Raw genomic sequence first — 15,012 nt, forward strand, 5'->3', positions numbered from 1 at the left:
AACTATTATTAGCCTAAAGAATCAATAAACTCACCTATTGATTTTCTATCTACTCAATTGGCATTCCTTAAAAACGAACTCCAATTTCTAGCTTAGAACCAAATTAAATTGTTAAAAAAAACAATAATAACAATTATATTTTTTACAAAATTTAAGTTAAACCGCCTATTAATAAAACAACGATTTAAGAAATAAATTATTAATATAAAGCTACTTACATCAAAAATAATCATATTTTACTATTAAAAAAAACAAAATAGCTTCTTTTTTTTCTTTTTTTAAAATTAATGTGCTTTTAAACCTACTTATTACGGAACAGAACAATCTACCGAATATTTAATAATTGCATCCCAGATTGAGGAATCTGTACTTTAATTTTGCTGTTTAATCGTTGACTTGTTATAAAAAAAATCTGCGAATCAGCGGTGAATATAACCGTAGATTCGCAGATTTTTTTAACAAGAAATGAGTTTATTTTTTAAACAAAACAGACCATTTTACTTCTTTGGTTGTTGGATTATTTAATACCAAAACTTTCAAAGCATCACTATCAGGGTGATTTTCCCATTTATATGAAGCAGCATCAGTGTCGATTTTTACATTTTTCCAATTGTTGGTTGCAATAACAATTTTGAAAGGCTCACCCTCAACAACTGTAACTTTTCCAGAAAGTATTTTGTTGTTTTTGTTCCAATTCAATTCTTTTACATCCATCCATCCTTGTAAAATATGACGATTGGTCGAAAGTAATTGCGGATCCGATTCCACTTTTTTGATAGCATACATGGTACATTCCAAACTATTCAATTCTGAACTCAAAGTTGCATTTCCTTCTACTTTTCCAATAAATTTATTTTTCCAGAAATCATAAACGTAAAAATCAGTGTCAGGATTTAATTGCAACCCTCCTTCAACCATTGATTTATTTAATGATACAGAAATCACTTCTTTATTGTTTCCGCTGTTGAACAATGTAACGGCATGCCAATTCGGTGTTAATTCCAAATCATAGACTCTTGGATGTTTTTGCCCTAAAAAAGCATCAACAGGTCTTGGACTCTTGATTCCATCATACATTGGATAAATTCTTGAAATATCATGAACCATTTCGGGTGTCAACATACTGAAAGGTGTAGCCAATTCAAGTCTTCCGCTGGTCAATGCCAACATCGTTACCAAAGATTGCCTAACCCCTTCACTGTGTGTATGAATAGCTTTACTATCTGGATAATAATAAAAAACAGAACGTAATTTATACCATCTCAATCCTCCTGTTGTAACATACTGCGGTTCAAAAGCATTGGTATCCCAAGCGGTACGTTGAATATCGACAATCCCAGCTGTTACATCAAGTGTAGGACGCTCACTTTCACCCAATGCGCGTTCGTGCAAACGCCCTTCCGGACCCAAGCCTTCACGAGCCAATTGAAACAATTGACGGTAAGCCGATGTTGTTGTAGCCTGTTTGTCTTCAAATCCCCCTTGTGGATTCCAAGCAGTTTCTGGATAGTCGAATTTGATTCCCACCATGCCGTCTTTTCTCAGGCGCTTCCACATTGTCAATACATAATCCTGAAAACCTTTATCAGTATAATCATAACGCACATTTGGTTGATGATGACGATGATACAAATGCAATTGGCTAATGTCATTATTCAACATCCAATCCGGATGAGCCAAAGCAAAATCATCTGATGGCATGCTCGATTGAAAATAAGTTAAAGGAACTCCGTTGCGCTCTTTCACCGCTGCGCACCATTTTGCAAATGTATCATAAGGTGCTGTCAAATGCCCAAATTTACTCCAGTGCTCATCATCCCACCATCCTTGTTCTGTGTTCCCATCAGTATAACAATACGAATCGGGCTCCACACGAACGGCAACTTTGGTATATTTGCCCAGACCACATTTGTTGGCATTGTCTAATTCTTCAATCAATGCCGTTGTATTATTAATATCTTTTCCCCCGCTCAAATTTCCAACAGCCCAACCACATAAAGTTGGGAAATCATAAACATTGGGTTTTGCATTATTCGCTTTGCGTAAAGCCAATCCGTAATTTTCCAATGCAATAAAAGGATTACTCTCTCCTACCTCCAAACAATAAGTATCTGGTGCCCAATATTCTTCATTTACTTTTACCAAACGCCCAACTGGATCATTCATCAATAGGTTAATTGTTGATTTCTCTTTTTTATAAATGGTATTAGCATAAAAGTTTTGGTATTTCAGGCCGCCCCAAACCAATGTTTGACGCTTTCCGTTTACAACGGCTGTAAGCATCATACTATTTGTAGATTCTCTATCAACATTTTCCAACACCTCTGGCATTGTTACACCGGCAGCACCATTTAATGTTTGTAACGATGTAATCTCCGAGTTAGGGAATATTTTGGCATCCGAAAATAATTCTGCTTTCATCAAACGACAATCATAAGTCATCGTGTTTTTCATTCCAACCTGATATTCCAAAACGGATTGGTTATCCAAAAGTGTGAGCGCAAAACGATATTCGGGAAGCACTTTTGTCCCACCTGTAAAAAACAATTCCAGGCGTTTTCCTTTCTTATTATCTAATTGAACTTCTTTTTGTTCATAACGAATCTTTAGTTTACCAATGCGGTTATTTCCATAAACAAAAGGAGAATTCCAATTATCTACGGAGAAACGTGCGTTTTGAAAAATGACAAGATTCGAAATTTTATCTGTTAAAGTGTAATTACCTTTTTTAAGATTAATAGACACCGAAAGTTTGTTGTTTCCGAGCTCAAGCACCGAATCTTTCAATATGACTTGAGTCTCTATCTTTTGACTTTTGGATTGAGCCAATCCAAATAAAGGAATCAGTAATAATCCTAATATAATTTTTCTCATCTGATTTATTTTATATTTTTATAAACTGTAAATATAAAGAAAACCCCGACTTCAAGAAAATTCTTGAGCCAGGGTTTGCCATTACTAACTAAAAATATTAACTAAAAAATCAATTAATTTAAATCCCAGAAGATTTTTGTATTCAAATTATCTTTAGCACTTACTTTAGCATAGTTGTCGCCATTGTAAGTTTTTTCAGAACCTGGATATGTCCATCTTACCGGTGGAGTTGTTTGAGCATTACCATTATCAGGTAAGAAATTCATAACTGGCAAGTTTGTTCTTCTTTGTTCTGTCCAGCTATCTTCAGGTTGAACAACGTTGAAGTGAATATATCTTTGGAAACCAATCAAAGCCATTCTCGCTGCAGGTGTTGTAGCCAACGCAAAGTTTACTGCAGGCATAGCAATATAAGCATCGACTTCAGCAGCTGTAGGAACAGTAGCAGGCAAGAAACCTGTATCATTTGATCGTTTAGCAATTTCTACATAAAAATCAACCGATTGTCTGATAGCTGTTTCATAAGCTGTTTTTGCAGCAGCTATATTACCAGTTCTCACATAATATTCAGCAACAATTAAGTTCATTTCAGGAGCATTGATTAATGTACCAGGGAACCATTTATTACGGCTTAAAGCTGAACGGTTGTATATTGCAATTACAGCATCTTGATTCATCAATTTATCTTGGTTAACAGAATTATCCATTTGATCAAGACCGATATAAACTCCATTTGCTTTTGTTCCTGGTTCAAACAACCAAGGTTTACGTGGGTCGTTGTTAGTATTCATGTGGTCAATCATCAATTTTGGAGCTGCATTATTGTTCCAAGATTCTAAACCATCTTTAAACCCTTCAGAACTCAATATTGTTCCACCACCACTATCCTTAGTATCTTGATTGTAAACTTTGAATTCGATATTATCTGCATTAGTGGCAACATAATTTCCACCAGAGATAATCTCAGCCATTTCAGTGGTTGCTCTTGCTTGGAAAGCTGGAACTGCAGAAACTCTGTTCAACATTCTTAAACGTAAAGAATTACAGTATTTTTTCCATTTTGTTAAATTCCCTTTGTTGATCAAATCTTGGTTTTTAAATTCCAAATCAACTTTAGGAGTAAGCGTAATAGTGTTCAACTCAGTTGAAAACGCTTTCAAATCATCCAACATTTTGGTATAAATTGCCTCTTGGCTGTCATATTTTGCATTTGCACTAGCGTAATTTCCACCGGTCATACTAATTTTTCCAGCTTCAGAGAAAGGAATATCTCCAAAATTATCAACCATTTTTTCAGCATGCTCATACAAATAAATAGTTGAAGCAATAGTATAGATTCTGTTTGCCGTTTGCTCTGAAGCAGGTAAAGCAGCCATCACTCTTTCTAATTCTCTATATTGTGCAAGGAACCCATAAAATCTACCCCATCTGTCAAGAGAAGCAGCCCCTACAACATATCTACCTGATATATTAGTAAATCCGTGCGCCTGAGTATAGCTTAGGGAAGTTTGTCTAATTACGGTAAAATAGTTCCAATACGCCGGAATCACATCTTCCCAGTTTCTTTTCATAAAACCAGCAAACTGTTTGGGAACAGTGGTTGTTTCAACTGTAGCCGGATTTTTGTAGGCATCCTCAAAATCAGATTGCGAACAAGAAGCAAATAAACTTGCAACAGTCGCTATTGATATATAAATTAATTTTCTCATGTTCAATTTTTTAAATTATGCTTTATTAAATTAGAAAGAAACTCTCAACATACCTCCAAAAGTTCTTGTAGATGGAGTCAATCCTGCATTGTTTACGTTTTGAGACCATCTTGATCCAGCCGTAGTTGCCTCAGCATCCATATCTTTAACTGTTCTGTAGAAATAAAACAAGTTACGTCCGAAAACTGAAAAACTTATTTTAGAGGCTCCAATTCTATTAGCTATTGAAGTAGGTAAAGCATACGCTAATGACAACTCTCTTAATTTGATGTAATCATTTCTTTGGATATAATCTTTGTAAATTGAGTTACTTCCGTATTTAGGGCCTCCCCAGTTGTAAGAGTAGTTATAGTATCTTTCTTGTGGAATTACATTTTTGTTTACTGAACCATCAGCAAGTACTCCATCCATTAACATACCATCATTAAATACTCTTTCTCCATTTGGACCAGCAGTAGTTCCAACAGGTACTTGATACCCCACTTGGTTTTTATCTTGGTAATAAGACAGACCTCCATGCTCAGTATCCATAGCTCCTAAACTCTTTTCAGTCAAACCACGGCTTGTTAACCAACTGATTCCAGATGGCATAACATAACCTCCATAAGAATAATCAATATTTACGTCTAAAGTAAAAGCTTTATAAGTAAATGAATTTATTAACCCTCCAATTCCACTAGGCATTGCAGTACCATATTTTTCCCATTTGTCACCATCCAATTGGTAAGTACCGTCATCACCAACGATTTGTTTTCCGTTAGCATCTACTCTGATTGGGTGAGCATAAAGACCTCCCATTGATTCACCTACAACAGATTTTAACTGTGCACCATCCTCGTAGTCTGCATGCAATAACTCAGTGGCACCATTGGCTAATTTCACAATTTTGTTAATGTTTTTAGCCCAGTTCAAAGTAACGTCCCAAGAAAAATCCTGAGTTCTAATAGGAGAACCTGTTAAAGCAATCTCAAAACCTTGATTACTCAACTCCCCTACGTTGGCCAAGATAGATGTTGCCCCTGTAGTTGGCGCCAAAGACATATCTAAAATTTGATCTTTAATTTTTGCATTATAGTAAGAGAAATCCAATCCTAATCTTCTGTCTAAGAATTTAGTTTCGAAACCTACCTCAATTTCATTTTTCATCTCTGGTTTGATTCCCTCATTTCCATAACTAGACGATGAATTTGTAATCAATATAGGGCTAGTAGTTCCTTGAGTACCAAGTGTAGATTGATTAAAAGCAACGTTAGCACGGTATGGATCAGGGTAATTACCCACTTTACCCCAAGAACCACGAATTTTTGCATAATTGATTACTTCCGGCAATTTAACAGCATCTGATAATATGAAAGAGGTGTTAATTGAAGGATAAATAAACGAATTGTTATTTGGGTTCATTGTAGAAGTACGGTCTCTTCTCAAAGTGGCTTCAACGAACAAATAATTTTTAAAACTACCACTTAAAGTTCCGAAAAGAGCATCTTTTACTACTTCTTTTCTATAAGAATCGCTTGAAGGCGTATTTACAGAAGCATTCATATCATACCATCCTTCAACACTTAAACCGCCGCTAGTAGATCTTGACAACCAAGAAACTGTTTCTTGAGATCCTGAATAACCAACAAGAGCATTAACATTAAAATCATCATTGATTTGTTTGTTATAAGTCAACATTACATCAGCATAAGTCAAATTATAATCGTCCGATCTCATGCTAAAACTTCCAGGGCCAAATCCATAAACTAGTGGTTTATCAACTCTATTCTCATCCTCTGTATTAATAGATGTTAAATCAGTAGAAATTCTTCCTTTTACTTTCAACTCTTTCGTAATATCAAAAGTTTCAGTAATAGAAGCCATCAAACGGTTTGTTTTCTCCAATTCTTGATTTGCGTTAACATTCCACATGAAGTTTCCGATATCTCCTTTAAAACCATTATAAATGATATTTTCACTTGGAGTCAAACTTTGCGTACCTGCTCCCTCAACATATTTGTAACCTAAACTAGTTTGGTATTTTCCTTTGTACCAATCTCCATTATCAAAAGTTCCAATCATACCTCCAAAACCATTTACTAATTCGTGTACGATTCTAGCACGGTTGTTAACATTCTGATTAATGTAATTTACAACGATATCCGTTTTTGATCTTGTTCCCACTTTAAATGATGTATTCAAGTTAAAAGTGTTTTTCGCAATTTTGTGTCCCAAACTCAAGCCTTGTGAATCATAGTGTGTATAAGAAAAACGAGTGTTGCTGTTTTCACCTTTGCTTGAGATAGAAATATTTGTAGTCGCATCCCAACTGTTTTGGAAAAGATTTTTGAAACCATCTTTTTGGAAAGAATAAGGTCTAACTATTCCATCCCAGCTCATAATAGGCTGACCGTCAAATTTAGGTCCAAAGTTACGAGTAACATTTTGAATCCCTCTCATATCTTTAATCCCGTCACCATTGGTATCATACATTACGAAACCGTTTGTACTTCTAGTATCATTACCACTGTAAGAATCCGTATCTCCTGCTCCTCTTACGTTTTGATATTTTGGAGTATAAGCAATTGGGTTACTTGCAAAACTGGTATTAAAATCAACTCCTAAGCCTTTTTTGCTTGTACCAGATTTTGTAGTTACCAATACAACCCCATTTACAGCCTCAGAACCATATAATGCAGCTGCAGACGCCCCTTTAAGAATAGAGATATTCTCAATATCCTCAGGGTTTAGATCTGCAAAACCATTACTTTTTACACGTTGTTGAGCCCAGTAATCATTATTATTTACTTCGCCATCACGGATTGGCACCCCATCAACCACAATAAGCGGTTGGTTTTTCCCTGTAATAGAGTTCACCCCACGAATTTGAATATTGATTACACCAGTACCTCCTGGAGTTGAACTAATACGAACACCCGGAGCTTTACCGTACAAAGCGTTGGCAACTGTAGGCGAACCAGTCTTCACAATTGCATCCGACTTAATAATACTGGTAGCATAACCAATTGCTTTGTTCTTTTTGGATTGTCCCAAAGCAGTTACAGTAACTCCTTCCAATTCGTTTGTAGCTCCCTGCATTTTTACTTTTACACCATCAGCTGCTTTTACTTCTACAGTTTTAAAACCTATCGAACTTACAACTAGAGTTGCTCCTTCTTTTGCAGAAATTTTAAACGCTCCACTCTCATCTGTAATTGCGCCCTCTTTTGAGCCTTTTTCCTTAACAGTAACACCTGGAACCGGCATGTTTGCATTATCCGTAATTACTCCGGAAATCGTTTTGTTTTGTGCATTCACATTCTGAAAACACATCACTACTAGAAAAACTAACAGTGATTCATATAACAGTTTTCTCATATTATTATTGGTTTTGTTTGTTTTGTTTTGATTCTTAAAATTAAGAGGCTATACTATTTTTTTCATACAGCGCCTTTTAATCTTTATCGCTTTTTCTCTTTCGGGACTTAACGATAATTTATTAACCATTTAATTCTTTTTTTAAAATTTATATCATAAGCAATCGTTTTTATTTAATATTCTATTTCAATTTTGTGAATTTTACTACATCGTTTTAGTGTCTTTGATAAAAAATTGCATTTAATACAATCATTTTGCTAAAAATTTACTAAATCGTTATAGTATTTTTTATTAAAAAAAAGGATTTTAATTGGTCTAATAAAAATCCTATTTGTGTTTTAAAACAATATCTTGCCTAAAACTGAACCTTATTTTCAAACAGATTCTCTGATAATTAGGTTTCCTTTATTCTTTTCTTTCTGCACCTTAAACTTAGCTTTGTCCTCCATTTGCATCATCAATAGCTCAACAGTTTTTTTACCCATTTCCTCAATTGGTTGTGACAAAACCGTTATTGCAGGAGAATGTAATCTAAAACTATCATGATCATCAAAACTGATTACCGCTTTGTCTTTTGGAATTTTTAATCCTAATTTTTTAAATGACTGCAAACCTGCCAACAGCAAATAATTGGTACTAAACAAAACAGCATCAATATCGGTTACTGTATTCAAAAAATCACATATCTTTTCAATTCGTTCTTCTTCTGTAATATGATAATCTAATTCCAAAATTCTAGATTTATCATACAATTCCACCTCGTTCAACGCATCGATATAACCCTGCTTTCTCAATTGCATCTGAACCAATTCTCTTAAATTAGTTACAAATCCAATTTTTTTAAATCCTTTTTCCAAAAAATAACGTGTGGCAGTATAGGCTCCATCCAAATTATCAAGCACTACATGACTAACATTTTGATCTTCAAAATAGCGGTCAATCAATACAACCGGACGCTGCAAATCAATCAATCGATCAATGGTAGATTTCATCCCCACTGTAGGCGTGATAATATAGCCATCAACATTTGCCTGCAACAAACTATCTACTAATTCAACTGCACGGGCATCATCACCACTTGTACTGCAATAAAACACTCTATAATTTGACCGAATTGCTTCTCTTTCAATAACCTTAGCGAAATCAGAAAAAAACTGATTTGAAATATCTTCGACAATAAGTCCAATAGATCTGGTTTTGCCTGTTCTTAAACTACTGGCAATCATATTGGGTCTGTAGTTCATTTCTTCAGCTATTTTTAGAACTTTTTTAATTACCTCACTACTTATCCCCATCTTCTCTCCTTTGTTATTTAAAACAAAAGAGACCGTTGTAACCGATACGTTTGCTACTTTGGCGATATCCTTAATAGTAATCATTTTGCCCATAAAAGTTAATTCAATCTTTAAAGTCTGTTAATTTTATATTAACAAATATATTGAATAAAACATTTTACAAAAACGATTTAGTAATTTTTTTTTTAGTACAAATCAATCTTTAACAATAAACTGAAATGTCTCAAAATAATATTTAAAATTTCTAAGAATAACTCAAATATTTTATGTTAATTCTGGAATTATTTTCAGTGAAACAAAAAAACTTATATAGCAATAGAGAAAAGAAATATATTTTTTTAACATGAAATCTATTAATTGAATTTTTTTTTCCTTCTCTTATTCAACTTTCCGGTATCTCTTTTCGCTTAAAATCTTTCATAGTATAGTATTTCTTAGCACGACTCAATAGAATAACTAACACTTTTTTTACATAAAAAAAGCCCCTAATAGTTAAAACTATTTAGGGGCAATTCAAACAACTAACTAAAAACTATGACTTTTCAATTACATCATAAACCATGGTTTATTTGATATGTTATCATTTCCATTTGAAGCGGCATTCCAATTCTCAAAATTGGTTGCTTTTTCTGTGTTTGGATAAGTAAATTTATTTAGAACAGGTACATTTAGTATAGTTACATGCGGTGTGCCATCAGCTGTTCTTCGTTTCAATGTCCAAGCCTCATACGGTTGGTGAAAAAGAGCAATCCAACTTTGTTTATAAATTTGATCCAATGCAATAGCCGGTGAAGCATTGTAAGCAATTGCTGGATTGCTTAACATTGTTGTCATTTCTAATGGTGTTGGAGCCGCCGCTGGTTTATTTACTACCCAAATAGCTGCACTATTTGCTCTTTTATACCAGAAATTCACAGATTCTGTAATTCCAGCCTCATAAAATTGTTTTGCTGCAACAGGATTTACAGCTACACCACCAATACCTCTAGCATATATTTCTGCTTTCAAAAAATTAACTTCAGCACTAGTAATAAACAATACTGGCATAGTTTCATCATCAGCATAATAGAAATTTACCGGCGAATAATTATAATTTTGAGCAGGAAGAGGTGTAGCCCAAGCAGTTAACCTAGACTCTTGGTAGCAATAATTCCCATCTACTTCATTAGGAGTTGATGAAGTAGGTACTTGTGGATAGGCAACCCATTTACCCGCACGGTTAGGTTCGAATAAAATTTTACATCTTAAGTCATAAATTCCAGAACCATCATCATTTGTATTACTTGCCATAGCGTTAAACATGGTAGATCCCATTCGGATATAGGAGTTTCCAGTAAAATCTGTAATACGTTTATTTGTAAAACTAGCAATAGTTCCAGGATACAAACCATAATTATCACCTGTTCCCAACAATGGTTTTGTCAAAGCATCAGCAATAATAGCATCGGCAACTGTTTGGTTTTTACCTCTAATAACCAATGCATATCTTAGACGTAACGAATTTGCCAGTTTTTGCCATTTTGCAATATCTCCGCCGAAAATCACGTCACTAGCTCCAACAGGATTTTGACCTGCATTGGAAGCCAAGTTATCAACAGCCCATTTCAAATCATTCAAGGCTGAAGTCATTATTTCTGATTGAGAATCATAAGAAGGTCTGTAATAATCTGCTCCATCGTAAGCTTTCCCAGCATTTTTATAAGGCATATCACCAAACATCAAAGTTGCATGAATTGTCTTATATGCCAACATTGTTTTCAGCATCGCTTTCAAATTAACCATTTTGGCGGCATTTGGATCAGCATCTATTACCGATTCTAATTTTCTTGCATTTGCCAAGGCAGTATAATAATTAGTCCAATGACCTATAGCAAGATCATCCATACGATACCCCGAAGAAGCATAAGGAGCAGCCAGTTGAGTCGCTTGATAAATAAAAGACCCCTTCATTCTACCATTACCAGAAATATCTGTCATACTTGCTGATATACTATTAAACAAAGCGGGAATTGTTGGAGCATACACTTTATTTTCCCAAGCCTTATTCATGTCACCAAAGTCCTGTTCACAAGAAGATGTTGTAGCCACAGTTATTGCTCCTAAAAGGAATAATTGAACCGTTTTTATTTTTATATTATTAAATTTCATGTTCTTAAATGTTAAATGTTAGAATTTAGCTTTCAAACTTACACCCAATGTACGTGTGCTTGGAAAAGCAGACCATTGCAAACCTTGCCCGTTTCCAGTACCGTTTATAGCTTCTGGATTTAAGTGATCAGGTAAAGTGGTATAGAAATAGAAAAGATTTCTACCAATTGCCGATATTGATAAATCTTGGAATACTTTTGATTTATGCAATAAACTAGGATTGAATCTATAAGTTAACACAACCTCTCTCATTTTTACCCAAGAATTTTCGAAAACAGATAAACTTCTTGGTTTATTCAAATCACTCCATCCTGCATATTGACCTGCATATTTGTACATATAACTTACAACTCTATCATTTGGTCTATTATCAGAAACGTTGAATCCATCTAAAATTACACCTGAATTTGATGTTGTTCCATCAGGGTAAGTATAAGGTAATCCTCCCCCATTTCTTTCAACCAATGTTTCTGGTAACAAACCATTACCCATTGCTGTAGCGTGGTCAACAGAGTAAATATCTCCTCCATATTTGTAATCAACCAAAAGATTTAAACTTAAGTTTTTATATCTAAATGTATTAGATAAACCTCCTGTTAATTTTGGAGCAGCATTACCAATTGCAACTGGAGTACTCGTAATTTTATATTTTGTTCCAATTACTTTTCCAGTACCGTCTAAAATATTTTCAATTTGTTTTCTTCCTTGAGCATCATACTCAAAATCAGTACCATAAATAGTTCCGTAGTTTTCTCCTGGCGAAACTTTCATAAAGGCTCCTAAGTTTCCAAAAACAGAACCTATCTCTTCTTCTTTTACTCCTGGTCCTAATTCCTCAACTCTGTTTGTGTTTTTTGCACCATTAAAAGTAATGTTCCAAGAAAAATCATTTGTTTGTACGGCTGTCGCATTAATGGTTAAATCAAATCCTCTATTTCTCAAAGCTCCTGTATTAAATTTAACTTCGGAAGCTCCTGAAGCTGTTGAGATAGACGAATTCATGATTTGATTGTCTGAATAAATATCATAAACTGACAAATCGATATTTAATTTATCTTTGAAAAATCCTAAAGCAGTACCAAATTCAACCGTTTTCGAAGTTTGAAAACCTAAAGTAAATGGTGGAACAGTTGACGGCAATGAATGTGTTGGCTGATTTCCAAAAGTTCCTGTATTGTACGTTGCATCTAGTTGATATGGATCTGTAGCATTTGCCGCTTCTCCATAAAGAAATCTTACTTTACCATAAGAAAGTACATTTTCTACTTTACCCATATCAAAAGCTTCTGTAAATACAAAAGAGGCATTAGCTGATGGATAAAAAGTTGAATTACTATCTTTTGGCAAAGTTGAATTCACGTCTTTTCTACCTGTTGCTTCGAAAAACAAATAGTCTTTATAACTCAAATCTAATATTCCAACTCCTGAGTAAGATTGTACATCATATCTTGTTTCTCCTAATGACACCTGAGTTCTATCTGTGAAATTCAATAAAGAATACACTCCTGGAACGATAAATTTACTGTTATTGCTACCATTCACACTGGTTTTTTTGGAAGAAGCATCATTATACATTCCAGAAAGTTTAGCATTAAACCCTGGTGTAAACAAATTGTCTTTATGAACAGTAACCATAAAATCGGTATTATAAAGATTGTCTTTACCAACTGATTTATAAAAACTTCCTCCAGACAAGCGATCAATAGATGTAGTATTGTTTTGAGTAACAAACTCGGTTGCTATTAAATTGGCTGATGTTCTTACAAATGCATTAAGCCAAGGAGTAATTTCAGCATTTAATTTAATGGTAGAAATAAACTCGTCTCTATCTAAATGTGAATTTTTTTCATAAAAATACCAATATAAATCTTGTCCGTATTCCGCATAAGGGTAGGAACTTGGGAAAGCATATTTTGAACCATCAGGATTTTTATATACACCTTTTTCCAAAGGTTGATACTCTCTTGACATTCCGTAAACAGAGAATTTAGACCATGAATTATTAGTTCCAATTTCTGGAGCATTCAGTCTATAATTTTCATTATAAGAGGCATTAACCTCTGCACTTAATACTTTTGAAATTTTCACATTAGCCCCCAAAGCATAATTACTGGTTTTGTAATTAGTATTATCTACTACCGCATCACCTTTTTTGTTGTTTATAGAAAGGCGAATACTTCCAAAATCATTTGCAGCAGAAAACGATACGTTGTGTGTAGTTTCAAGACCTGTTCTATAATAGGACTCTCTATTATCTGGTTGAGGAGAGTAAGATCTAACCTGTCCATCCCACCATCTTACCGGAGATCCGTCTAATTTTGGTCCCCAAGAAGCACCAGCTCCAAACCAGCTAAAAAGATTCCACGTAGGAGTTCCTCCTGGCAAAGCACCGTGATAATAACCTATACCTGATCCTCCTGTTCCATACGAACTACCACCATATAAAGTAGGCAAATATTGCTCTCCCGAACTTGTTTTTGGTAATTTTGGGTTTGCTGTATAAAAAGCAGCGGCAAAACCTCCTCCATACTCATTCTGAACATCTGCAAATCTATAAACATCTGTGAAATTCGTAATAGTATTGTATTCAACACCAATCCCCTTTTGGGCAGTACCTTTTTTTGATGTAATTAAAATTACTCCATTTGCCCCTCTAGCACCATACAAAGCCGCAGCTCCCGGCCCTTTCAATACAGAAACTGACTCAACATTTTCCATATTTACATAACTCATGTAATTCCCCCAATCACGAATACCATCTGTACCATTTGTAGTCGATTGTTCAATAGGATTATTATCTAAAATAGCTCCATCAATAACAATTAAAGGCTGGTTATTTCCTTTAATACTGTTATTTCCTCTTATCACTATTCTTGATGAAGCATTACCCAAACCGTTACCTGTAGAAACATTCAATCCGGCAATTTTTCCGGCCATACCTTGTGCAAGATCAGCAGGAGCCGCTTTGATCACATCATCACCCTTAATTTGTTGCACGGCATAACCCACAGATTTCTTATCTCGTTTCACACCGAGAGCCGTAACTACAACATTACTAAGATCATTTGCAGAAGACTTCATCTCTACATTTAGAACAGTACTTTTGCTGATTTTAACTTCGGTAGCTTGTAATCCAATAGAAGTAAAGACCAATACAGCATTATCGTTTACTTTTATTTGAAACTTTCCTTTTTCATCAGCAATAACACCATTAGAAGTACCTTTTTCTTTAACGGTGGCCATTGCTACCGGAACGCCATCAGAATCTACGACAGTACCAGTAATCATTTTATTTTCTTGAGCACTAACGCCTTGGCAGTACACCACTACCAGACAAACTAGCAGCAACTTATGTAACAGTTTTTTCATAATTTTTTGGTTATAGTTTTTTTGATTTTTTAATATTAAAAGGATTTGGATTTTACTTTTGGTTAGTAGCCTTTTAATTTTCTATTGCCTATCTTCTTCATAAGCTATTTGGCAATATTTTTTCTAGATTAACATTTTTCCATTTTTATATCATAAGCAATTGTTTTTTGTTTCACATTTAATTTTACTGTTTTTAGACTTCATATATCTTTTCACGAAAAATCATCACATTATTTAACAATCTACCAATTATCAAAACC

6 protein-coding genes are annotated in these 15,012 nt (G+C 34.4%); all 6 read right to left on the minus strand.

Annotation, left to right across the window (positions count from 1 at the left end; translation table 11 throughout):
- Window positions 1-471: 471 nt before the first annotated feature.
- The 6 genes from EM308_RS12640 to EM308_RS12665 all read right to left on the minus strand — a co-directional run bounded on the left by EM308_RS12640 (window position 472) and on the right by EM308_RS12665 (window position 14,752).
- The gene (locus EM308_RS12640; RefSeq protein ID WP_070261847.1) at window positions 472-2,874 is read right to left on the minus strand and encodes an alpha-amylase family protein; all 2,403 of its coding nucleotides are present in this window, start codon (window positions 2,872-2,874) and stop codon (window positions 472-474) included.
- Between the two features lie 113 nt (window positions 2,875-2,987).
- Window positions 2,988-4,583 carry a SusD/RagB family nutrient-binding outer membrane lipoprotein gene (locus EM308_RS12645; RefSeq protein WP_035638281.1) on the minus strand — a complete coding sequence of 532 codons (1,596 nt, stop codon included), beginning with the start codon at window positions 4,581-4,583 and terminating at the stop codon, window positions 2,988-2,990.
- Window positions 4,584-4,613: 30 nt separating this feature from the next.
- Entirely contained in the window at window positions 4,614-7,940 is a 3,327-nt protein-coding gene (locus EM308_RS12650) for a SusC/RagA family TonB-linked outer membrane protein (RefSeq protein ID WP_035638282.1), read from the minus strand.
- Between the two features lie 374 nt (window positions 7,941-8,314).
- A complete protein-coding gene (locus tag EM308_RS12655) occupies window positions 8,315-9,319 on the minus strand; it encodes a LacI family DNA-binding transcriptional regulator (RefSeq protein ID WP_231926270.1) in 1,005 nt (334 codons plus the stop codon).
- Window positions 9,320-9,781: 462 nt separating this feature from the next.
- The gene (locus tag EM308_RS12660) at window positions 9,782-11,383 is read right to left on the minus strand and encodes a SusD/RagB family nutrient-binding outer membrane lipoprotein (protein ID WP_051877825.1); all 1,602 of its coding nucleotides are present in this window, start codon (window positions 11,381-11,383) and stop codon (window positions 9,782-9,784) included.
- An 18-nt stretch (window positions 11,384-11,401) separates the two neighbouring features.
- Window positions 11,402-14,752 (minus strand): SusC/RagA family TonB-linked outer membrane protein, encoded by a 3,351-nt coding sequence (locus EM308_RS12665; RefSeq protein WP_070261849.1) that lies wholly within the window; start codon window positions 14,750-14,752, stop codon window positions 11,402-11,404.
- Window positions 14,753-15,012 lie beyond the last annotated feature (260 nt).

Origin of the sequence: Flavobacterium gilvum (assembly GCF_001761465.1) — a bacterium.
Classification (GTDB): Bacteria; Bacteroidota; Bacteroidia; order Flavobacteriales; family Flavobacteriaceae; genus Flavobacterium; species Flavobacterium gilvum.